This window comes from Streptomyces sp. M41 (assembly GCF_043673425.1).
Lineage (GTDB): Bacteria > Actinomycetota > Actinomycetes > Streptomycetales > Streptomycetaceae > Streptomyces.
On the sequence record NZ_JBIMKE010000017.1, the window covers coordinates 1 to 21,983 of the forward strand.

17 protein-coding genes are annotated in these 21,983 nt (G+C 69.9%); 6 read left to right on the forward strand and 11 right to left on the reverse strand.

Features of this window, described 5'->3' with window-relative positions; all coding sequences use genetic code 11:
• The first annotated feature begins 303 nt into the window (after positions 1-303).
• From ACHBTE_RS21090 to ACHBTE_RS21105, 4 genes are all read left to right on the forward strand, one after another.
• Positions 304-1,077: an isoprenyl transferase gene (locus ACHBTE_RS21090; RefSeq protein WP_394725544.1), complete on the forward strand. Its 774-nt coding sequence runs from the start codon at positions 304-306 to the stop codon at positions 1,075-1,077.
• 358 nt (positions 1,078-1,435) lie between these two features.
• On the forward strand, positions 1,436-2,761 hold the full coding sequence (locus tag ACHBTE_RS21095) for a PhoH family protein (RefSeq protein WP_394725545.1): 1,326 nt from the start codon (positions 1,436-1,438) through the stop codon (positions 2,759-2,761).
• Positions 2,762-3,161: 400 nt separating this feature from the next.
• Complete coding sequence (locus tag ACHBTE_RS21100; RefSeq protein ID WP_394725546.1) at positions 3,162-3,866, forward strand: transglycosylase SLT domain-containing protein; 705 nt, start codon at positions 3,162-3,164, stop codon at positions 3,864-3,866.
• Positions 3,867-4,005: 139 nt separating this feature from the next.
• Positions 4,006-5,379 carry an AI-2E family transporter gene (locus ACHBTE_RS21105; protein WP_394725547.1) on the forward strand — a complete coding sequence of 458 codons (1,374 nt, stop codon included), beginning with the start codon at positions 4,006-4,008 and terminating at the stop codon, positions 5,377-5,379.
• Between the two features lie 105 nt (positions 5,380-5,484).
• Here the strand turns inward: ACHBTE_RS21105 and ACHBTE_RS21110 are convergent, their stop codons facing one another.
• Complete coding sequence (locus ACHBTE_RS21110) at positions 5,485-6,018, reverse strand: alkyl hydroperoxide reductase (protein WP_394725548.1); 534 nt, start codon at positions 6,016-6,018, stop codon at positions 5,485-5,487.
• A 4-nt stretch (positions 6,019-6,022) separates the two neighbouring features.
• Positions 6,023-6,577: a peroxiredoxin gene (locus tag ACHBTE_RS21115; protein WP_394725549.1), complete on the reverse strand. Its 555-nt coding sequence runs from the start codon at positions 6,575-6,577 to the stop codon at positions 6,023-6,025.
• Between the two features lie 136 nt (positions 6,578-6,713).
• Between ACHBTE_RS21115 and ACHBTE_RS21120 the strand changes: the two genes are divergently transcribed.
• Entirely contained in the window at positions 6,714-7,661 is a 948-nt protein-coding gene (locus ACHBTE_RS21120) for a LysR substrate-binding domain-containing protein (RefSeq protein WP_394725550.1), read from the forward strand.
• Between the two features lie 98 nt (positions 7,662-7,759).
• Here ACHBTE_RS21120 and ACHBTE_RS21125 read toward each other — a convergent pair whose 3' ends face one another.
• The 5 genes from ACHBTE_RS21125 to ACHBTE_RS21145 all read right to left on the reverse strand — a co-directional run bounded on the left by ACHBTE_RS21125 (position 7,760) and on the right by ACHBTE_RS21145 (position 12,693).
• Positions 7,760-10,096 carry an ABC transporter permease gene (locus tag ACHBTE_RS21125; protein ID WP_394725551.1) on the reverse strand — a complete coding sequence of 779 codons (2,337 nt, stop codon included), beginning with the start codon at positions 10,094-10,096 and terminating at the stop codon, positions 7,760-7,762.
• Positions 10,093-10,782 (reverse strand): ABC transporter ATP-binding protein, encoded by a 690-nt coding sequence (locus tag ACHBTE_RS21130; protein WP_394725552.1) that lies wholly within the window; start codon positions 10,780-10,782, stop codon positions 10,093-10,095. The genes ACHBTE_RS21125 and ACHBTE_RS21130 overlap by 4 nt, the downstream gene beginning before the upstream one ends.
• Positions 10,779-11,303 (reverse strand): PadR family transcriptional regulator, encoded by a 525-nt coding sequence (locus ACHBTE_RS21135; protein WP_394725553.1) that lies wholly within the window; start codon positions 11,301-11,303, stop codon positions 10,779-10,781. The genes ACHBTE_RS21130 and ACHBTE_RS21135 overlap by 4 nt, the downstream gene beginning before the upstream one ends.
• A 116-nt stretch (positions 11,304-11,419) precedes the next feature.
• Entirely contained in the window at positions 11,420-11,734 is a 315-nt protein-coding gene (locus tag ACHBTE_RS21140; RefSeq protein ID WP_394725554.1) for a hypothetical protein, read from the reverse strand.
• Entirely contained in the window at positions 11,731-12,693 is a 963-nt protein-coding gene (locus ACHBTE_RS21145; RefSeq protein ID WP_394725555.1) for an SPFH domain-containing protein, read from the reverse strand. The genes ACHBTE_RS21140 and ACHBTE_RS21145 overlap by 4 nt, the downstream gene beginning before the upstream one ends.
• A gap of 268 nt (positions 12,694-12,961) precedes the next feature.
• Here ACHBTE_RS21145 and ACHBTE_RS21150 point away from each other — a divergent pair, with 268 nt between their 5' ends.
• On the forward strand, positions 12,962-15,349 hold the full coding sequence (locus tag ACHBTE_RS21150; protein WP_394725556.1) for a transglycosylase domain-containing protein: 2,388 nt from the start codon (positions 12,962-12,964) through the stop codon (positions 15,347-15,349).
• A 111-nt stretch (positions 15,350-15,460) separates the two neighbouring features.
• Here the strand turns inward: ACHBTE_RS21150 and ACHBTE_RS21155 are convergent, their stop codons facing one another.
• From ACHBTE_RS21155 to ACHBTE_RS21170, 4 genes are all read right to left on the reverse strand, one after another.
• Complete coding sequence (locus tag ACHBTE_RS21155; RefSeq protein ID WP_394725557.1) at positions 15,461-17,602, reverse strand: SpoIIE family protein phosphatase; 2,142 nt, start codon at positions 17,600-17,602, stop codon at positions 15,461-15,463.
• A 277-nt stretch (positions 17,603-17,879) separates the two neighbouring features.
• A complete protein-coding gene (locus tag ACHBTE_RS21160) occupies positions 17,880-18,575 on the reverse strand; it encodes a DUF402 domain-containing protein (RefSeq protein WP_394725558.1) in 696 nt (231 codons plus the stop codon).
• 72 nt (positions 18,576-18,647) lie between these two features.
• The gene (locus ACHBTE_RS21165; RefSeq protein ID WP_394725559.1) at positions 18,648-20,033 is read right to left on the reverse strand and encodes a class II fumarate hydratase; all 1,386 of its coding nucleotides are present in this window, start codon (positions 20,031-20,033) and stop codon (positions 18,648-18,650) included.
• A gap of 259 nt (positions 20,034-20,292) precedes the next feature.
• Positions 20,293-21,960, reverse strand: a complete 1,668-nt coding sequence (locus ACHBTE_RS21170; protein WP_394725560.1) for a fumarate hydratase — start codon at positions 21,958-21,960, stop codon at positions 20,293-20,295.
• Positions 21,961-21,983: the final 23 nt, after the last annotated feature.

The window sequence follows — 21,983 nt, forward strand, 5'->3', positions numbered from 1 at the left end:
CGATGCTCCGCGACGGCACCTTCTACGACCCACAGCCCGCCCCATCAGCTTGACGAAACCCATAGGGGCACCCCCCCGGCGCACACCGACTCCCCCTTCCCCGCCTACGACGCCCACCCGACTCCCCGCCCCCCATAAACCCGGCCCAAGCCCCGCAGCGGTAGGCTTCGCCTCCGGGGACCGCCATAGGGACAGGGACCGCCTCGACCGCGCCGCGACCACCGCCGCGCACCCATCATCGCGACCACCGCGACCGCGCCGGGGCCGCGCCTGTCCGATCCGTACGGAGGGGCTGACAATCACGTGAACCTGCGCGACAAGCTGCGTAACCTGCTGGTCAGGCTGTACGCACGCCGGGTGGAGGGCCACCTGGACCACGCTCAGGTGCCCAAGCACATCGGCGTGATCATGGATGGCAACCGGCGTTGGGCGAAGGCGGCGGGCTCCTCCACCGTGCACGGTCACCGGGTCGGCGCGGAGAAGATCGAGGAGTTCCTCGGCTGGTGCAGTGAGACGGACGTCGAGGTCGTCACGCTCTGGCTGCTGTCGACGGACAACTTCGACCGCCCGCAGGAAGAGCTCGTCCCGCTGCTCGGCATCATCGAGGACGTCGTCCGCGCCCTCGCCGCCGACGGCCGCTGGCGGGTGCACCACGTCGGCACGCCCGACCTGCTGCCGTCCGGGATGCAGACCATCCTCAAGGAGGCCGAGGAGACCACCGCGCACGTCGACGGAATAGTGGTCAACGTCGCCATCGGCTACGGCGGGCGCCAGGAGATCGCCGACGCCGTGCGCTCGATGCTGCTCGACGCCCAGGACAAGGGCACCCCGCTCGAGGAGCTCGCCGAGGCCGTCGACATCGACATGATCGGCCGCCACCTCTACACCGGCGACCAGCCCGACCCGGACCTCGTGATCCGTACCAGCGGCGAGCAGCGGCTGTCCGGATTCATGCTCTGGCAGACGGCCCACTCGGAGTACTACTTCTGTGACGTCTTCTGGCCGGCCTTCCGCAAGGTCGACTTCCTGCGGGCGATGCGCGACTACGCCGCCCGGCACCGCCGCTACGGCGGCTGACACACCTCGCCGCGGGGGCGGTCAGGGGCAGAAGTAACAAGGAGTTCACCAGCGCGCCGTCATATGCATCGGCATGGCAGCGCTTGTTCGAGGGCATAAGGCAAGCAGGTCGACACCCGAACCACGGGTGTCGTATCTCAGCGGGCGGCGCCGGAGCCGTCCGCCCGGGAGGCCCTTTGCACCAGCCCCACCGTGCGGTCTCAGCACGGAAGAAGACGCGGAGGGCCGGTTTTCGGCCCGTGCAGAGCGGCCGTCGACCGGTCGGGTTCGTCTCACCCTGCCGGTCGGGATCCCCACACTCCCGGCCCAGCTCCCACTCCGTCGCTCCCCGACCTCATCCGAGGGGGTACGTCCTTCCGTGGTGACCAGCACAAAGCGCCACAAGCCAGACCGGCGCACCTACGTCCTCGACACCAGCGTCCTGCTGGCCGACCCGAACGCCCTGAGCCGCTTCGACGAGCACGAGGTCGTGCTCCCCATCGTCGTGGTGACGGAGCTGGAGGCCAAGCGGCACCATCCCGAACTCGGCTACTTCGCCAGGCAGGCACTGCGCCTGCTCGACGACCTGCGGGTGCGGTACGGCCGTCTCGATGCCCCCATCCCGACCGGGGACCTCGGCGGGACCGTGCGTGTCGAGCTCAACCACTCGGACCCCAGCGTGCTGCCCTCCGGCTACCGCCTGGGGGACAACGACTCCCGTATCCTCGCGGTCGCCCGCAATCTGCAGGCCGAGGGGTTCGACGTCACCGTCGTGTCGAAGGACCTGCCGCTCAGGATCAAGGCCTCGTCCGTCGGTCTCCTCGCCGAGGAGTACCGCGCCGAACTCGCCATCACGGACTCCTCCGGCTGGACCGGAATGTCCGAACTGACCCTGCCCGGCGAACAGGTGGACATCCTCTTCGAGGAAGGACACATCCACGTCCCCGAGGCCGGCGGCCTGCCCGTGCACACCGGGCTGACGATCCACTCCGAGCGCGGCAAGGCGCTCGGCCGGATCGCCCCCGACGGCAATGTCCGCCTCGTGCGCGGCGATCGGGAGGCCTTCGGTATCAAGGGGCGCAGCGCCGAGCAGCGGATCGCGCTCGATCTGCTGCTGGACCCGGACGTCGGGATCGTGTCCATGGGCGGCCGGGCCGGCACCGGCAAGTCGGCGCTCGCGCTGTGCGCGGGTCTGGAGGCCGTGCTGGAGCGGCGTCAGCACCAGAAGGTGATGGTCTTCCGGCCGCTGTACGCGGTCGGGGGGCAGGAGCTCGGCTATCTGCCGGGCACCGAGGCCGAGAAGATGAGCCCCTGGGCCCAGGCGGTCTTCGACACGCTGTCCGCGGTCACCAGCCGCGAGGTCATCGAAGAGGTCACCGCGCGCGGCATGCTGGAAGTCCTGCCGCTCACCCATATCCGCGGCCGTTCGCTGCACGACGCGTTTGTGATCGTGGACGAGGCGCAGTCGCTGGAAAGGAATGTCCTGCTGACTGTTCTGTCCCGAATTGGTGCTGATTCGCGGGTGGTTCTCACCCATGATGTGGCCCAGCGGGACAACCTCAGGGTCGGACGCTACGACGGTGTGGTCGCCGTCGTGGAGAAGCTGAAGGGACATCCGCTCTTCGCCCACGTCACGCTGACGAGGTCCGAGAGGTCCCAGATCGCGGCCCTTGTGACCGAAATGCTCGAAGACGGGCAGATCTGAGAAACTCCAGCCAATTGAGGCTGGTTACGCAGTAGTTGGCGCCGTCCGAAAAGGCGAAAAGCCTAGCCGGGCGGCGCCTTGGCGTGTGCAGCTTTCCGGAAATCACCTGGGACAAACGAGGTGTGAGCTTTAACACGCAACGCAGAATTGCCTTGCGGTGTCGGGGTACGGCAGAGTCTCACTCCTGTCAGGCCCCGCATACGACACATCTGTACCCCCAGCGGTATGGCACCACAGCAGCACACAGCCAACTCCATAGCGTCGTCGTATGCCGCCCGAGTCTTCACGCGGCGCTCTCTGCACGGGAGTTGCCCACCGGGTCCGTGCCTCCCGTGACCCCGCAGTTGGGAGGCCAGCGCCAGGGGCACGATTGCGTCCGCCAGGGTCACCGAAGCGGGCGATGCTGGAAGGAAACCGTGTGAGTCCGATTTCGGTCAGGGGATTCGCAGTGGCGTCGGCCACCGCGGTCACCGCTGTCGGAAGCGTCGTCGGCGTTGCCTCGGGCAGCACCGCGCAGAACAACGACGCCGAGGCGACGGCAGCCGATTCGACGCTCCTCGCGGACATACCCGCGGGCCAGCAGGCCCAGGTACAGACCGAGTCCCTCACGGCCCAGGCCGACGTCCAGGCGATCGCCGCGGACGCGACCGCCAAGAAGGACGCTGAGGAATCGGCCCGCAAGGCTGCCGCACAGACGGCGAAGGACAAGAAGGAAGCCGCCGAGAAGGCGGCGCAGGCAGCCAAGGAGCGTGAAGAGGCCGCGACGAAGGCCTCCCGGTCCTCCTCTGCCGACTTCCCGGTCCAGGGCTCGTACAGCATTTCGCAGATCCAGTCGATGGCGCGCCAGATGGTGCCCAGCGGCCAGTTCCAGTGCTTCAGCAACATCGTCGACCACGAGTCCGACTGGAACTACAAGGCGGTCAACCCCTCTTCCGGTGCCTACGGCCTCTTCCAGGCCCTGCCCGGAACCAAGATGTCGTCCGTCGGCGCCGACTGGCAGACGAACCCGGCCACCCAGATCAAGTGGGGCCTGAACTACATGAACGACCGCTACGGCAGCCCGTGCGGCGCCTGGGACTTCTGGCAGGCCAACCACTGGTACTGAGCCGCCGCTCGACCGTCGCGCAGCCCCTCACCGACTTCGGGTGAGGGGCTTTCGCGTGTCCGCGGACGGTGCCATGTACGGTCGGACGCAACGACTCCAGGGGGGAGTGGTGGGGACAGACGGGGGAAGAGGACGGATCATGTCGCGAGTGCCAAGGTGGCTCGGTCGGCTCGGCGCCGGACTGACGAAGATGAGTGAACGGTTGAACGAGCGCCGCGCCGCGGTGGAGCGGGAGGACTCCGAGCTCCAGCCGGCCGGGCGGTCGCCCGAGACCGGCTCCGCCGCGGCCGACACCCCGCCGCCCGACGACCACGTCCCCAGGCCGCCCGACTACCCGCCCACGGCGGCGGCGCCCCGACCCGACCCCGCACAGGTCGTGCCATGGGGCGTACGGGTCGCGGCGGAGGCCGGCTGGCGGCTGCTGGTGCTGGCCGGCACGGTCTGGGTGCTGATGCGGGTCATCAGCGCCGTACAGCTCGTCGTGCTGGCGTTCGTCATCTCCCTGTTGCTCACCGCTTTGATGCAGCCCTCGGTGGCCTGGCTGATGCGGCGCGGTGTGCCGCGCGGGCTCGCGACCGCCCTGACGGCGATCCTCGGGTTCGTGGTCATCGGTCTGATGGGCTGGTTCGTGACCTGGCAGGTCATGGAGAACATCGACAACCTCTCCGACGAGATCCAGGACGGCATCGACGAACTGCGCAACTGGCTGCTCAACAGCCCGTTCCATGTCACCGACAAGCAGATCAACGAGATCGCCGAGAACCTCCGCGAGGCCGTCGGCGCCAACACCGAGGAGATCACCTCGGCCGGTCTGGAAGGCGTCACGGTCGTCGTGGAGGCCCTCACCGGCATTCTGCTGGCCGCCTTCTCGACGCTGTTCCTGCTCTACGACGGCAAGCGCATCTGGGAATGGACGCTGAAGCTGGTGCCCGCCGCGGCCCGGCCGGGCGTCGCCGGCGCCGGCCCGCGCGCGTGGGCGACGCTCACCGCGTATGTGCGCGGCACGGTCCTGGTCGCCCTGATCGACGCCGTATTCATCGGCATCGGCATCTACTTCCTGGATGTGCCGATGGCCGTCCCGCTGGCCGTCTTCATCTTCCTGTTCTCGTTCATCCCGCTCGTCGGTGCCGTGGCCTCCGGCGCGCTGGCCGTGGTCGTGGCGCTGGTGACCCAGGGCGTCTTCACCGCGGTGATGACCCTCGTCGTGGTCCTGGCCGTCCAGCAGATCGAGGGCCACATCCTCCAACCGTTCATCCTCGGGCGCGCGGTCCGCGTCCATCCGCTGGCGGTCGTGCTGGCGGTCGCGGCCGGCGGCATGGTCGCCGGCATCGGCGGCGCGGTGGTGGCCGTACCGCTGGTGGCGGTGTCGAACACGATCGTGGGGTATCTGCGGGCGTACTCGCAGGAGGCGTCGGGTCGCTACGCGCCCGAACCGCACGGCGCCACGGCGCTGGGCGGGGCACCCGCACAGACGCCACCGCCCGGCAAGGACACGCCGGCGTCGCAGGAATGAGACGGGGCCCCCGATGAGAGGGCCCCGCGATAAGAGGGCCCCGCAATGGGAAAGGCCCGTTCACCCTCGCAGGGTGAACGGGCCTTCGTGTTCCCGGGGGAACCGCTACTCCGCCAGAGCCGCTTCCGCGTCCAGCGTCACCGCGACCGCCTGGATCACGGACGCGATCTTGAACGCCTCCTGGACGACCTCACGGTCCTGGCCCGCCTTGCGCAGCACCTGCTCGTGCGAGTCGAGGCACATGCCGCAGCCGTTGATGGCGGACACCGCGAACGACCACAGCTCGAAGTCGACCTTGTCGACACCCGGGTTGCCGATGACGTTCATCCGCAGACCCGCGCGCAGGTTGCCGTACTCGTGGTCGGAGAGCAGGTGCCGGGTCCGGTAGAAGACGTTGTTCATCGCCATCACGGCCGCCGCGGACTTCGCCGCGTCGTACGCCTCCGGCGAGAGGTTCGCCTTCGCCTCCGGCTCCAGCTCGCGCAGCACGATCGGGGAGCGCGCGGCGATCGCGGTCGCGAGCACCGTGCCCCACAGCTGCTGCGTCGGGAGGTCCGAATTGCCGATGACCGAGCCCAGGTTGAGCTTCAGGTCCTTGGCGTAGTCCGGTATGCGGGACTTGAGGGAGTCGAGGGACATGGGGTCACTCTCCCGCGAGCAGCTTGACCGGGTCCAGGGTGTCCTCGCCCTTGGTCCAGTTGCACGGGCACAGCTCGTCCGTCTGGAGGGCGTCGAGGACCCGCAGGACCTCCTTGGGGTTACGGCCGACGGAGCCGGCGGTCACCATGGAGAACTGGATCTCGTTGTTCTGGTCGACGATGAAGACGGCACGCTTGGCGAAGCCGTCCTCGCCCTCGATGCCGAGGTCGCGCATCAGCTCGTGCTTGGAGTCGGCCATCATCGGGAACGGCAGGTCGCGCAGGTCGTCGTGGTCCTTGCGCCAGGCGTGGTGGACGAACTCCGAGTCACCGGAGAAGCCGAGGACCTGGGCGTCGCGGTCGGCGAACTCCTCGTTCAGCTTGCCGAAGGCCGCGATCTCGGTGGGGCAGACGAAGGTGAAGTCCTTCGGCCAGGCGAAGACGATCTTCCACTTGCCCTCGTAGGTCTTGTGGTTGATCGTCTCGAACTCCGAGCCCTTCTCCAGCGAGACGCAGGCGGTCAGTTCGAACTCGGGGAACTTGTCACCGACAGTGAGCACGCGCTCTCCTTGCAGCGAAGAGACACCTGATCGGTACAGGTGTCTCCCTTTGGGTTGGACCTTACCGATCCTGGCACAGGCTGCATTGATACGGGAAATAGCTACACTCGGTCGGGTTGATCGGAGGGTTCTATCAGTGACCGCAGGTAAGAGGAGACAGCCCAGTCTCGCCCAGCTGCGTGCCTTCGCGGCCGTGGCCGAGCACCTTCACTTCCGGGACGCCGCCGCCGCGATCGGCATGAGCCAGCCCGCTCTGTCCGGTGCCGTGTCAGCCCTGGAGGAGTCACTCGGGGTGACGCTCGTGGAACGCACCACCCGCAAAGTGCTGCTCTCGCCCGCGGGGGAGCGGCTGGCCGTGCGGGCCAAGGCCGTGCTGGCGGAGGTCGGGGCGCTGATGGAGGAAGCCGAGGCCGTCCGGGCCCCGTTCACCGGGGCGCTCCGCCTCGGCGTCATCCCCACCGTCGCGCCGTACCTTCTGCCCACCGTGCTGCGGCTCGCCCACGACCGGTATCCGCACCTCGACCTCCAGGTGCACGAGGAGCAGACGTCGAGCCTGGTCGACGGCCTCACCACGGGCCGCCTCGACCTGCTGCTGCTCGCCGTTCCGCTCGGGGTGCCCGGTGTCACCGAACTCCCGCTCTTCGACGAGGACTTCGTGCTGGTCACCCCGCTCGATCACGGGCTCGGGGGCCGGGAGGGGATTCCTCGGGAGGCGCTGCGGGAACTGAACCTGCTGCTGCTGGACGAGGGTCACTGCCTGCGCGACCAGGCCCTCGACATCTGCCGGGAGGCGGGGCGCGAGGACGCGCCCGTGACCACGACGGCGGCCGGGCTGTCCACGCTGGTCCAGCTGGTGGCCGGCGGCATGGGGGTGACCCTGCTGCCGCGCACCGCCCTCAAGCTGGAGACGACCCGCAGCAGCCAACTCCTCACCGGTTACTTCGCCGACCCGGCCCCCACCCGCCGCGTCGCCCTCGCCATGCGAACGGGGGCGGCCCGCGCCGCGGAGTACGAGGAACTGGCGTCGGCTCTGCGCGATGCCTTGCGGCCGTTGCCGGTGCGGGTGCTGGGGGAGCGGCGGTAGGCCGTGTCCGCAAAGTCCCGCCTGCCCCGCGAGGCGACGGTGCGGACACGACCTGGGGGCCGAGTCCTGGGACCCGGCCCCCTTGAGCACCCCGTCGATCACTCCGTGCGCAGGCCGTCCGGGCGCATCAGGCGCAGCAGCGGAGGCAGGCTGAGGACGGTCACCGCGAGGACGACTCCGGCGCCGACGCCCGTCATGGTCAGGACGCTCGCCCAGTCCACGGTCACCGGCGAGCCGGCCATCTTCAGCAGGACGGCGCCCAGGGTCAGCCCGACGACCGACGCCAGCAGCAGGCCCAGCGCGATGGGGATCGCCGTCTGCCAGAGCACCGACAGGCTGAGCGTGCGGCGCCGGGTGCCGAAGGCCACCAGGGACGACAGCAGCTTCTTGCGCTCGCGCAGCTGCTCCAGCTGGGAGACCAGCAGGCTCGCCCCGATCAGCAGCAGGACGCAGGTGGCGCCGACGAACAGCCCGTTGCGGATGGAGCGGAACTCCAGGGACTCCCGGGTGGTGGTCAGCGTGAACACGTCCGCCAGCGGGTCCATCCGCGCTGCCGTGTTGCGCGCGAAGTCCGCGGCGTCCGGCACCGACGGGTCGAGCGAGAGGAACACCCGCTGGGCGAGGCCGGCCTCGGCCCCCTCGGGCAGCGCGCCCGGGGTGAACAGCATGCCGCCGCGCTCGTAGCCGGTCGGGTCCTCGCGCGACGCCGCCGTCTTGACGTCGCCGGGCACCTTCCACGCCACGGTGTGGCTCTTCGATCCGCTGTAGTGCGGGTCGAAGTACAGGGTGCCGCCCGCCTTGACGATCTTCTCCGAGCCGTCCTCGAAGTCGCCGCCGACGATCCGGAAGGTGTCCCCGTCCCGGCAGGACTTCAGACGCGCCACCTCGCGCAGCTCGGCGCAGCTGCCGACGGCCAGCTCCAGCGAGTACTCCGCTTCCTTCGCCTTCTCACCGAGCGTGCCCAGCGAGAGGGCCGACGCCCGGCGCACGCCCTCGGTGTCCCCCAACTGCCGGGCGACGTCGTTCAGCGGGACGTCGCCGTTCACGGAGACCGTCATCTGGGCGCGGTTCACGTCATTGCCGGTCTGCTCGGTGTAGTCGCGCTCGACTCCGGAGAACAGCATCTGCAGCGCGATCGCACCGGCCACCGCGACCGCGATGCCGTTGACCATGCGAGCTGCCGAACCGCTGCTCAACTGCAGCCTGCGGACCGCCAGTTGCCAGGCGACCGACCCCGAGTTCAGCCGGGCCACCACGGCCTCGACCAGCCAGGGCAGCAGGGTGGTGACACCGACCAGCAGCAGCACGGTGCCGCCGATGACCATCCACTCGTTGAAGTTCCCGTTGTCGTTGCCCTGTCCCACCATCGGGTACAGCAGCGCGAGACCGCCGACCGGCAGCAGCAGCCGCCACCACAGCCGACGGCGCGGGGGTTTCGTCGTACGGACCACGCCGAGCGGCTCGATGACGACTCCGCGCAGCGCGAGCAGCGTCACCAGGACCGCCGCCGCCGGTACGGCGACGGCGACCAGCAGGACGAGCGCGATCGACGGGGTGAGGTCGCTCGGGAACACGCTGATGTCCCGCACCTTCAGCAGAGTCGCCAGGTGGCGCCCCGCCAGGAAGAAGCCGGTGCCGAGGACAAGACCCAGAAGTGCCCCGGCGAGCGCCTCGCCGCCCGCGACCCGGCGCGCCATCCGCCCGTCCGCGCCGACCAGCCTGAGCGCCGCCAGCCGACGGTCGCGGCGCTCGCCGCCGAAGCGCACGGCCGCCGCGATGAACACACCGACGGGCAGCAGCAGCACCACGAAGATGATCATGATCAGCAGGATCAGGATCGGATCCAGCGAGTCGTCCTGCACCGCGGAGGAGGGGCCGAAGTAGTCGATCCGCTCGACGGTGCCCGAGGCCAGCTGATCCGCGAGTCCCGAGCCGCCCGCGTAGTAGGCGAGTTCGGTGGGTCCGATCAGGCCGGCCTGCTCGATGGTCCCGGTGACCCGGTAGGGGATGCGTTCCCGCAGCAGCTTGCCGGAGTCGGACTTCAGCAGCTTCTGCAGCGCGGGCGAGGCGATCATCTCGCCCTTCGGGGGGAACTCGTCCACGCCCGGCGGCAGCGGCGCCAGCGGCCCCTCGCGCTCCAGCAGCCGCCCCCGTACGTCGTCGTCGCGGTACTTGGTGTCCGCGCTGGCGACGATCAGCGTGTCGACCTCCTTCGGCAGCACCGTCCCGCTGTAGGTGAAGTCGTCCCGGGCGCTGCCGCGCCGGTCGCGCTCGGACAGCGCGTTCGGGATCGCGGTCGTCAACAGCAGCAGGGCCACCCCGAGCCCGACGCCGACGGCCGTCAGCAGGGCCCGGACCCATCCCTCGCGTCCACCGGCGAAGGCGAACCGGACGCCCATGCCCAGGTCCTTGGCCCAGCGGCTGACGGCACTCATACGACGCGCTCCATGTCCCGGGACTTGCCGTCCCGTACGACGATCTCGCGGTCGGAGTAGGCGGCGACCCGCGCCTCGTGGGTGACGAGGACGACGGCGGCGTTGGTGGACCGGGCGGCGTCCGTCAGCAGCTCCATCACCCGCTCGCCGTTGAGGGAGTCGAGCGCGCCGGTCGGCTCGTCGGCGAACAGCACACGCGGGTTGGTGACCAGCGCACGGGCGACGGCGACGCGCTGCCCCTGTCCGCCGGAGACCTCGCCGGGCCGCTTCTTGCGCAGGTCGTCGACCTCCAGGCGCTCCATCCAGGTCAGGGCGGCCTGCTCGGCGTCCTTGCGGGACGTGCCGTTCAGCCGCAGCGGGAGGGCGACGTTCTCGACGCAGGTGAGCTCCGGCACCAACTGCCCGAACTGGAAGACGAACCCGAACTCCGAGCGCCGCAGGGCACTGCGCTGGGCGTCGCTCATGGTGGCCAGTTCGCGGCCGTTGTAGGTGATGGATCCCGAGTCGGGCGGCACGATCCCGGCGAGACAGTGCAGCAGGGTCGACTTGCCGGAGCCGGACGGCCCCATCACGGCGACGACCTCGCCCGGGTGGATGGAGAACTCGGCACCGTCGAGCGCGACGGTCGGGCCGTAGGCCTTGCGCAGGTTCTCGGCCGCGAGCAGGGAACCGGGAGGCGCGGTCACTTGGTCACCACCTCGGCCAGCTTGTCCAGGCGTGCGGCGGTGAGTTCCAGCCAGCGAAGGTCGGCCTCGAGGTGGAACAGGGCGTGGTCGCAGATCAGCTGATCTGCGAGGTCACCCTTGCGCTTGCGGTCGGTGAGGATCCGCATCATGCGCAGATGCTCGGAGCGCTGGGTGTCGAGGACATCGGCCGCGTTGCGCCGGGTGAGCAGTGCGAGGACGACCTTCGTGTAGAGGGTCGACTGGAGATACGGCTCGGGCTTCTCGGGCGTCGCGAGCCACTGCTGGACGTCGGTGATCCCGGCGTCGGTGATGGCGTACCGCTTGCGCTCGGGCCCGCCGCCCGGCTCGATGCCGTCGACCTCCACGAGGCCGTTCTTCAGCAGGCGGGACATCGTCGAGTAGACCTGGCCGTAGTGCAGCGGCCGGTCGTGACCGAACTTCTCGTCGAAGGCCCGCTTCAGGTCGTAACCGTGGCGGGGGCCCGACTCCAGGAGCCCTAGAAGGGTGTGACCGATGGACATGGCCATGACTCTACATGGTGTGTATACGCACCATGTATACGCCGAGTGTGCAGATCGTGGCGGTGGGTACGGCGCGGTTGCGACGGCCCAGGTGGAGGCCGAATGTCACGGTTCTGCTACTGAGGCTCGCCCGGATTCGCGCCCGGATTCGCGGGTGGGTTGACGGGTGGGTGCGCGGGCGGATTCGCGGGTGGCCGGCCGCGCCGCGGGATCGGCTTGGCCTCGCCCGGCAGCCGCCCGGCCTCGGCGAGCGCGCGGCGCAGCAGGAACTCGATCTGGGCGTTGGCCGAGCGCAGTTCGTCACCGGCCCAGCGTGCCAGCGCCTCGTAGACGGCCGGGTCGAGCCGCAGCAGCACCTGCTTGCGCTGCTGCGGCCGACGCCGGGGGGTCGGGCCCGCGGTGTCCTCGGGAGGATCGGAGGGAACCGTCACTGGTAGAGCGTCCCGGTGTTGAGGACCGGCTGCGGGGCCCTGTCGCCGCACAGCACCACCATCAGGTTCGACACCATCGCCGCCTTGCGTTCCTCGTCCAGCTCCACGATGTCCTGCTCGGAGATCCGCGCGAGGGCCGCCTCGACCATGCCCACCGCTCCGTCGACGATCTGCCGCCGCGCCGCGACGACCGCGCCGGCCTGCTGCCGCTGGAGCATCGCCGAGGCGATCTCGGGGGCGTACGCGAGATGCGTGAAGCGGGACTCGATGATCTGGACCCCGGCCGCCTCCACGCGCGCGTGCAGTTCGGCGGCGAGCTTCTCGGTGATTTCCTCGGCGTTGCCGCGCAGCGACAGTCCGGCCTCGTCATGGGCGTCGTACGGGTACTCGATGGCGATGTGCCGGACGGCTGCCTCGGTCTGGGTGGAGACGAACTCCAGGAAGTCGTCCACCTCGAAGGTGGCCTGTGCGGTGTCCTCCACCCTCCACACCACGACCGCGGCGAGCTCGATGGGGTTGCCGTAGGCGTCGTTGACCTTGAGGACGGCCGTCTCGTGATTGCGCACCCGCGTCGAGATCTTAGTGCGGGACGTGAAGGGGTTCACCCAGCGCAGTCCGTCCTCCCGGATCGTCCCCCGGTACCGCCCGAAGAGCTGGACGACCCGTGCCTCGCCGGGGGCGACCATGTTCAGGCCGGACATCGCCAGCAGCGCGGCCACGGCGACCACGATGCCGGCGACGATCAGTGCCGCCTTGCCCCCGGCCCCGGAGACGGTCACGGCGCTCGCGATCAGCCCCGCGCCGATCAGCAGGCCGAGCAGGCCGAGCAGCAGGGCGAGGCCGCCGCCGATGCTGTGGGCCGTGAACTCCCGGACGCGTGGCGCTGGCATGTCGGGCACGTCGGCGGTGGCGGCCTTGGCGCCGGTCTCGGCGTGCGTCGTGCTCGGTTCGTTCGACATGGGTGATTTCCCCCGTTTCCTTAGGGGAGCCGGCGGCTGTGCCACTAGCTCTACACTATCTAAGTGCTATCACTTTACCCTGCGCAAGCAACCCTATGCATCCCTCAGTCGTCGGTTCCGTTGGGGCAGGTGCTGATTGTCACGTCCGTAATGGACCGGATCGACTGCCCTTTGTCACAACTTCGGGTGTTAGCTTTCTGAGCTGACCTGAGCGGCGAACCTGTGTGGCAGGAGTGCACACAAGACCGAAGCGGAGCGGAACGGACCCATGGGACGAGCGGAAGACAGACGAGCGCGTCAGCGTGCCGGGCGCCGGGCCGCGCCCCGCGGTTCGTCCGGGACGCCGTCGGCTGCCGCGGAGGAAGCGCCGGCCACCGTGGTGGGCCCGCCGGCCGCCGAGGGAGGCCGTGCCGCGGCCCGCCGGGCGGCGAAGAAGGGGAGCAAGGGCGCCGACGGCAAGGGCCGGATACGCCGGCTGTTCACCTGGAAGAAGATCCTCGGCACGTTCCTCGGTCTGGTCCTGCTCGGCATGGCCGCGTTCATCGTGCTGTACATGCTGATCCCCATTCCGAAGGGGAACGCCGAGGCCAAACTCCAGAGCAACGTCTACAAGTACAGCGACGGCTCGGTCCTGGCCCGCAGGGGCGACCTCAACCGCGAGATCGTGGATCTGGCCGAGGTGCCCAAGCCCGTGCAGAAGACCTTCGTCGCCGCCGAGAACAAGACCTTCTTCAAGGACTCCGGCGTCGACCTGAAGGGCACCGCCCGGGGTCTGGCGAACACGCTCACCGGCAAGGGCGCCCAGGGCGGCTCGACGATCACCCAGCAGTACGTCAAGAACTACTACCTGACGCAGGAACAGACCGTCACCCGCAAGCTCAAGGAACTGGTCATCTCCCTGAAGCTGGACCGGGAGAAGTCCAAGGACTACATCCTCGCCGGCTACATCAACACCAGCTACTACGGCCGCGGCGCCTACGGCATCCAGGCCGCCGCCCAGGCCTACTACCGCGTCGACGCCAGGGACCTCAGCGTCGAGCAGGGCGCCTACCTCGCCGCGCTGCTCCAGGCGCCGAACCAGTACGACTTCGCCCTCGCCAGTGAAAAGGGCAAGCAGATGGCCAAGGCCCGCTGGAACTACGTACTGGACAACATGGTCGAGCAGGGCTGGCTCGACAAGGCCGAGCGCGCGGGCATGAAGTTCGAGGAGCCCAAGCCGGTCAAGGAGGACCCCGGCATGGGGGGCCAGACCGGCTATCTGGTGAAGGCCGCCGACAGCGCGCTGGAGAAGCAACTCGTCGACCAGGGCACCGCCGAGGACCTGAAGCAGGCCGAGGCGATGGTCGACGAGGGCGGCTGGACCATCACCCTCAACATCGACAAGAAGAAGCAGAAGGCGCTGGAGAAGGCCGCCCGCGCCCAGCTGACCGCCGAACTGGACCCGAAGAAGCGCAAGGTCGACGCGAACATCCAGGCCGGCGCCGTCTCCGTGAACCCGAAGAACGGCGCGGTCGTCGCGATGTACGGCGGCCAGGACTACCTGAAGCACTACCTCAACAACGCCACCCGCAGGGACTACCAGCCCGCCTCGACGTTCAAGCCGGTGATCCTCGCCGCGGCCCTGGAGGAGAACGCCGAGACCCAGGACGGCAACCCGATCACCGCCGACACGATCTACGACGGCACGAGCAAGCGCCCGGTCGTCGAGGACGGCCGGAAGGTCGGGTTCGCCCCGGAGAACGAGGACGACCGAAACTACGGCGACGTCACCGTCCAGACGGCGATGAACAAGTCCGTGAACTCCGTGTTCGCGCAGATGGGCGTCGACGTCGGCATGCCCGAGGTGATGAAGGTCGCCGGCGACCTCGGCATGGACACCAAGGGCCAGCAGGCCGTGCCCGCCCAGACCCTGGGCACCATGGGCGCCAGCCCCATGGAGATGGCCGGCGTCTACGCCACCCTCAACAACCACGGCAAGAAGGTCACCCCGACCCTCGTCAAGTCGGTCGACCACGACTTCCGCAAGGTCACCTTCCCGGAGGCGATCGGCGACGAGGTCATCAGCCGCGCGACCGCCGACACCGTGACCTCGGTCCTGACCGGCGTCGTCGACGACGGTACGGCGCGCCGGTCGGTGCGCGACAACCCCGAGCGGGACGGCCAGAAGGTGGCCGGCAAGACAGGCACCTCCGACGACAACAAGTCCGCCTGGTTCACCGGCTACACACCCGACCTGGTCACCTCCGTGGGCCTGTTCGGCGAGGACGCCAAGACGCACGCGCAGACCAAGATGTACGGCGCCGGCGGCCGGGACCGCGTCGACGGCGGCGGCTTCCCGGCGGAGGTCTGGGCGGCGTACATGTTCGGCGTGACGAAGACGGACGCCAAGTTCGACCTCGACACCGACCAGGGCGCGGCCGTCCAGCCGACCTGGACGCCGACCACCCCGACCGAGGAGCCGACGACCGAGGAACCGACCGAGGAGCCGACGACCGAGGAACCGACGGACGAGCCGACCACCGAGGAGCCGACGGATACGCCGACGACCGGGGAACCGACGGACGAGCCGACGACCGAGGAGCCGACGGACGAGCCGACGGGCGAACCCACCGACGACATCACCCTCGACCCGGTCCGACCCGGGAACGAACGGTAGGGCAGCGCCCCGTCAGGGGCGCGGGGCCGTGATCGACATGCGGCCCCGCCGCGCGGGCGCGATCAGCCACGATGCGCCCGCGTCCGGCGGTCCGCGGTTCCCCCGCGGCGCTCAGCCGTGATTCAACTCGAACCAGACGACCTTGCCGGTGCTCAACCGGGTGGCCCCCCACCGTCGCGCCAGCCGGTTCACGAGGTACAGGCCGCGCCCGCCCTCGTCCGTCGCCCGCGCCTGCCGCAGCCGGGGCAACTGCGGCACGTCGTCCCCGACCTCGCAGCGCAGCACATCGGTCCGCAACAGCCGCAACGTAACCGGCCGCGAGGCGTATCGCACCGCGTTGGTCACGACCTCACTGACCAGCAGCTCGACGGAGTCCGTCAGCTCCTCCAGGCCCCACCGGGCCAGCGCCCGCCGCGCGAGCCGCCGGGCACGCCCCGGCGCCGCGTCCTCCGGCTCCAGGAACCAGTACGCCACATCGCTCGGCGCGATCCCGTCGAAGCGGGCGGCGAGCAGCGCGATGTCGTCGTCCCGGTCACCCGGGCCGAGCATGTCCAGCACCTCGTCGCACAGGGCTTCCAGCGGCGGCGGATGGTCCGGCCCGGTGAGCTGGGCGGTCGCCGCGAGCTTCTCGCGCAGCTGCTCTATGCCGGTCCACACGTCGCGCAGCCGCGACTCGACGAGACCGTCGGTGTAGAGGAGCAGCGTCGCTCCCGCGGGCGCGTCCAGCTCGACGGCCTCGAAGTCGACACCGCCGACCCCGATCGGCGCCCCGGCAGGCACCCGCAGGACCTCCGCCCGGCCGCCCAGATGCAGCAGGACGGGCGGCGGATGACCGGCGTTGGCGATGGTGATGCGGTGCGAGACCGGGTCGTAGACGGCGTACAGGCAGGTCGCCATGCGGTCGGTGCCCAGGCGCTGCGCCTGCTCGTCGAGGTGGTGCAGGACCTCCTGCGGGGGCAGGTCCAGACCGGCGAGGGTCTGCGCGGTCGTCCGCAGCTGGCCCATGATCGCGGCCGAGGTCATGGAGTGGCCCATGACGTCACCCACGACCAGCGCCACCCGGCTGCCCGGCAGCGGGATCGCGTCGTACCAGTCGCCGCCCACCCGGGCCGTCTCGGCCGCCGGGAGGTAGCGGGACGCGAGTCGTACGCCCGTCGGACGCGGCAGCGTCTCCGGCAGCATGGTGCGCTGCAACTCGTCGGCGATGTACGCCTCACGGCCGTACAGCACCGCCTTGTCGATGCCGAGGGCGCTGTGGGTGGCGAGCTGGGCGGCGACCAGGAGGTCGTCCGGCTCGAAGGCCAGGCGCTCGGGGCGACGCAGGAAGACGGCGGCACCGATCACGCGGCGCCGGCCGCGCAGCGGGGCGAGGATCGCGCGCTGACCGTCCGGGATGATCAACTCACCGTCGTCGCCGAGCAGTTCCGGCAGCGCGGCACGGGCGGCGGGCGCGTCGGCGAAGACGGGACGGACACCGCGCAGCACCTCGGCGAGCGCGCCGCCGGGGCGTACCTCGCACAGTTCGGCGGTGACGGCGGACAGGTCGGCCAGCTCGGTCGTCTCCGGCTGCTGCTGGGCGGGCAGGAAGCCGCCGCTGTCGGTGTCCCGCTCCTCAGGGATGCGGTCGGTGCGGCGCAGGCGCAGCACCACGGGTCCGGTGGGCCGCTCGTCGCCGACGGGCAGCGGGTCACGCAGATAGACGAGGATCGCGTCCGAGAAGGTCGGCACGGTCGCCCGGCACAACCCCATCACGATCTCGTCCAGGTCGATGCCGCGGGCGATCCGCCGGGTGGCCGCGCCCACGAAGCGCAGCCGGTCGCCGTCCCGCCGCATCGGTGTCGGCCGTCCGGCCACCACTGACTGCCCGGTGCGGCGCTCGCCGGACGTCTGCGACTGATCCGTGCCCGGCTGGGGCGGGATGGACTCCGGAGCGGGCCGTGGCCGATGCGTGTCGGGCTCGGCGGCGACGGAGGGCTGTGAGTGCTCGGGGCCGTTGCCGGCGATGACTGAGGGCTCCTTGCTCGGGCCGGACGGGGCGGTGGTGCCCGGCGTGGAAGGGGTCTCACCGGTGCGCGCCTGCGCGGGTAAGGCGGCGGCACCCGCGGTGCCGCCACAGGGCGGGTGCGGGGGCGCGGGGCGGGCCGTCGGCGGTGTCGAGGTACGCACAAGCGCCCCGCGGGGCTCCGCGGGGTCCACGCCCGTCTCGGGGCGTTCGAAGGAGATCGGCTGCTCCGTCACGCCTTTCGAATCCATCCGTCCGGGGCCGCGCGCCACGCGTGCAGTTCGTCCCGCCGAGACTCCGATACCCGCAATACGTGCCCCAGGAACGGAATCCCCGCGTGGCCAGGGGTGGTTCCTGTGCCGCCGGGGGAGCGTCTGCGCGTCCCGGCACTGCCCTGGTAACCCTCGCTCACGTCCTGCCGCCCCTCGGTGACGATCGGTCAAGCCCTGCGCGCACTCGGGCAGTTGCCCCTGCGCGCCCTTGCGGAGGACGATCCTACGTTTCTTGCCCGGGGGCGCATCAAGGGTCTCACGACGACATGTGCGCGGGTGTGCGATCCCAGTCCTCCGGCAAAGAAGGTACAGCCCAGGAGGGATCCGGGCGCCAGTGCGGCCAGCCGTCGCAGAACGGCGGCCCCCAGCCACGGATCACCTCCACCGCCCCGCGCCCGGCCTCCCGCACCTGCTCGGCGAGCCGCTCGTCCATCAGCCCGTCCCGCTGTGCCTGCGCGAACTCGTCCTCGTCCCGCCAGTGCCAACTGCGGTCCGGGTGCACGGAGATGTCGAGGAAGTGGTCCTCGGAGTCCACGCCGGACGCCCAACGGGCCAGCGGCCGTTCCAGGTTCACGTACCAGTTCTTGAACTGCCATCCCGGCTCCCAGAACAGCCACACCGACCACGGTTCACCGGGCCGCGCCAGCTTCAGCACCCCGGTCCCGAACCAGCGGTCCCGCTGAACGGCCCGCGGCCTGGTGTACCGCGTCTCCAGCGGCTCCAGATGCACGGCTGTGCCGTCGGCCAGCACGGGCTTGACGCACTCCGTGCCCGGAGCCAGCCACACGGCGAGGATCTCCTCGTCGTCACGGACGACGGTGACCGGGCGGGCGATGTGGAAACCCGCGCCGCCGTTCTCCCGGTACCGCCACAGGATCTGTGTCCCGGGCGCCCAGAAGTCCGTCGACCCGCCCGCCGCCACGCCCGTCGTCATCGCTCCGCCCTCTGCCATGTACAGATATTAGGTGCCACCGGCATACGACGCTGCGGCGTCGCTCACGGTTCACACGCCGGTGCGCCCGCGCTACGGCCGGGTCATCCGCAGGACGTCCAGGGCGTCGTCCAACTGCTCGACCGTGAGGTCGCCGCGCTCCACGTACCCGCTCTCCAGGACGACTTGGCGGATGGTCTTCCGCTCGGCCAGGGCCTTCTTGGCGACCTTCGCGGCCTCCTCGTACCCGATGTACTTGTTCAGCGGCGTGACCACGGAGGGTGACGACTCGGCGTACTCCAGGGCGCGTTCCCGGTGGGCGACGATGCCGTCGACGGTCCGGTCGGCCAGCAGCCGGGAGGCGTTCGCGAGCAGCCGGATCGACTCCAGGACGTTCTTCGCGATGACCGGAAGCATCACGTTCAGCTCGAAGTTGCCCGCGGCGCCGGCCGCGGCGACCGTCGCGTCATTGCCGACGACCTGCGCGGCGACCATGAGTACGGCCTCCGGAATCACCGGATTGACCTTGCCGGGCATGATCGAGGACCCCGGCTGGAGATCGGGGAGGGAGATCTCGGCGAGCCCGGTGCGCGGCCCGGACGACATCCAGCGCAGATCGTTCGCGATCTTGGTCAGACCGACCGCGATCGTCCTGAGCTGCCCGCTCGTCTCGACGATGCCGTCCCGAGCGCCCTGCGCCTCGAAGTGGTCCCGCGCCTCGGTGAGCGGCAGCCCCGTCGTCCGGGCCACCTCCTCGATGACGGCGGCGGAGAAGCCGGGCGGCGTGTTGATGCCGGTGCCCACGGCCGTGCCGCCGAGGGGGAGTTCGGCGAGGCGGGGGAGGGAGGCGTGCAGACGCTCGACGCCATAGCGGATCTGCGCCGCGTAGCCGCCGAACTCCTGGCCCAGCGTGACCGGGGTCGCGTCCATCAGATGGGTCCTGCCCGACTTCACGACGTCGGCGAACTCCTCGGCCTTGCGCTCCAGCGACGCGGCGAGGTGCTCCAGTGCCGGGACGAGGTCGCGGGTGACGGCGGCGGTGGCGGCGATGTGGATGGAGGAGGGGAAGACGTCGTTGGACGACTGCGAGGCGTTGACGTGGTCGTTCGGGTGGACGTCCCGGCCGAGCCGCTCGGTGGCGAGGGTGGCGACGACCTCGTTGGTGTTCATGTTGGACGAGGTCCCGGACCCGGTCTGGAACACGTCGACGGGGAAGTGCTCGTCCCAACGCCCCTCGGCGACCTCGCCGGCCGCCTCCTGAATGGCCTCGGCGATGTCCTTGTCGAGCACCCCGAGCCGCGCGTTCACCTTCGCGGCGGCGCCCTTGATGCGGGCGAGGGCCTCGATGTGAGCGCGTTCGATGCGCTGGCCGGAGACGGGGAAGTTCTCGACGGCACGCTGTGTCTGGGCCCGCCACTTGGCGTGCGCGGGGACGCGGACCTCGCCCATGGAGTCGTACTCGATGCGGTAGTCGCTCATACCGCCTTCAGCGATCGGGCGAGCGGGGATGTTCCGGGTTTGGGCCACGAGGGGGAGACTTCTTCGCCCCGCCGCCCCTAACCGTCCCGTCCTTCTGGGGCTCCGCCCCTCAAACGCCGGAGGGGCTGGTTCTTCAGCCCTTCCGGCGTTCGAGGACGCGCCCGTTCAGGGCCGAAAGCAGGGGTCCGGGGGCGCAGCCCCCGGGGATGGGACGGGTAGGGGCGGCGGGGGCGAAATCCGGCCCACCGCACCGCAGGGACTAGCCCAGCCCCGGCCCCCGCACCGGAATCGACGTGAACGTCGGCGCGGGCGCCGGGTCCTGGAAGAAGTCGTTGCCCTTGTCGTCGACCACGATGAACGCCGGGAAGTCCTCGACCTCGATCTTCCAGACGGCCTCCATGCCGAGCTCCTCGTACTCGACGACCTCGACCTTCTTGATGCAGTCCTGGGCGAGCCGCGCGGCCGGACCGCCGATGGAGCCCAGGTAGAACCCGCCGTGGCTGCCGCACGCGTCCGTGACCTGCTTGCTGCGGTTGCCCTTCGCGAGCATCACCTTGGAGCCGCCCGCCGCCTGGAACTGCTCGACGTAGGAGTCCATGCGCCCGGCGGTCGTCGGGCCGAAGGACCCGGACGCGTACCCCTCGGGCGTCTTCGCGGGCCCGGCGTAGTACACCGGGTGGTCCTTCAGGTACTGCGGCATCTCCTCGCCCGCGTCCAGCCGCTCCTTGATCTTGGCGTGCGCGATGTCACGGGCCACGACCAGCGGACCGGTGAGCGAAAGCCGGGTCTTCACCGGGTACTTGGTCAGCTCGGCGAGGATCGAGTCCATCGGCTGGTTGAGGTCGATCTTGACCACGTCACCGTCGGCCTCGAGGTGCTCGTCCGTCGTCTCCGGCAGGAACCGCGCCGGGTCGGTCTCCAGCTGCTCCAGGAAGACGCCCTCGGCGGTGATCTTCGCGACGGCCTGGCGGTCGGCCGAGCAGGACACGGCGATGGCGACGGGGCACGACGCACCGTGCCGCGGCAACCGCACCACACGCACGTCGTGGCAGAAGTACTTGCCGCCGAACTGCGCGCCGATGCCGATCTTCTGCGTCAGCTCGAAGACCTTCTCCTCGAGCTCCTTGTCCCGGAACCCGTGCCCGAGCGGCGAGCCCTCGGCCGGGATCTCGTCCAGGTAGTGCGCGGAGGCGTACTTGGCGGTCTTCAGCGCGTACTCGGCGGAGGTGCCGCCGACGACGATCGCCAGGTGGTACGGCGGGCAGGCGGCCGTACCGAGCGAACGGATCTTCTCCTCCAGGAACTTCATCATGGAGGACTCGTTCAGGACGGCCTTGGTCTCCTGGTAGAGGAAGGACTTGTTGGCGGAGCCGCCGCCCTTCGCCATGAACAGGAACTTGTAGGCGCCGCCGTCGGTGGCGTACAGCTCGATCTGCGCCGGCAGGTTGGAGCCGGTGTTCTTCTCCTCCCACATGGTGAGCGGAGCCATCTGGGAGTAGCGCAGGTTGAGGTTCAGGTACGCGTCGTAGATGCCCCGGCTGAGGGCCTCCTCGTCGCCGCCCTCGGTCAGCACGTTCTGTCCGCGCTTGCCCATGACGATCGCCGTGCCGGTGTCCTGGCACATCGGGAGCACCCCGGCCGCCGCGATGTTGGCGTTCTTCAGCAGGTCCAGCGCCACGAACTTGTCGTTGCTGGACGCCTCGGGGTCGTCGATGATCCGGCGCAGCTGCGCGAGGTGGGCCGGGCGCAGGTAGTGCTGGATGTCGTGGATGGCCTCCGCGGCGAGCTTGCGCAGCGCCTCGGGCTCCACCTTGAGGAACGTCCGCCCGTCGGCCTCGAAGGTGGAGACACCTTCGGAGGTCACCAGCCGGTAGGGGGTGGTGTCCTCTCCCATGGGGAGCAGATCGGTGTACGCGAACTCAGGCATCTCGCCCATTCCTCACTCGACAG

Bases quoted from the DNA above. Each gene is read 5' to 3' on its own strand.
- ACHBTE_RS21105 (WP_394725547.1), top strand. From the start codon at position 4,006: ATGTCGCGAGTGCCAAGGTGGCTCGGTCGGCTCGGCGCCGGACTGACG.
- ACHBTE_RS21135 (WP_394725553.1), bottom strand. From the start codon at position 11,303: ATGTCCATCGGTCACACCCTTCTAGGGCTCCTGGAGTCGGGCCCCCGC.
- ACHBTE_RS21100 (WP_394725546.1), top strand. From the start codon at position 3,162: ATGCTGGAAGGAAACCGTGTGAGTCCGATTTCGGTCAGGGGATTCGCA.
- ACHBTE_RS21155 (WP_394725557.1), bottom strand. From the start codon at position 17,602: ATGGATTCGAAAGGCGTGACGGAGCAGCCGATCTCCTTCGAACGCCCC.
- ACHBTE_RS21160 (WP_394725558.1), bottom strand. From the start codon at position 18,575: ATGGCAGAGGGCGGAGCGATGACGACGGGCGTGGCGGCGGGCGGGTCG.
- ACHBTE_RS21150 (WP_394725556.1), top strand. From the start codon at position 12,962: ATGGGACGAGCGGAAGACAGACGAGCGCGTCAGCGTGCCGGGCGCCGG.
- ACHBTE_RS21170 (WP_394725560.1), bottom strand. From the start codon at position 21,960: ATGCCTGAGTTCGCGTACACCGATCTGCTCCCCATGGGAGAGGACACC.
- ACHBTE_RS21125 (WP_394725551.1), bottom strand. From the start codon at position 10,096: ATGAGTGCCGTCAGCCGCTGGGCCAAGGACCTGGGCATGGGCGTCCGG.
- ACHBTE_RS21165 (WP_394725559.1), bottom strand. From the start codon at position 20,033: ATGAGCGACTACCGCATCGAGTACGACTCCATGGGCGAGGTCCGCGTC.
- ACHBTE_RS21145 (WP_394725555.1), bottom strand. From the start codon at position 12,693: ATGTCGAACGAACCGAGCACGACGCACGCCGAGACCGGCGCCAAGGCC.
- ACHBTE_RS21110 (WP_394725548.1), bottom strand. From the start codon at position 6,018: ATGTCCCTCGACTCCCTCAAGTCCCGCATACCGGACTACGCCAAGGAC.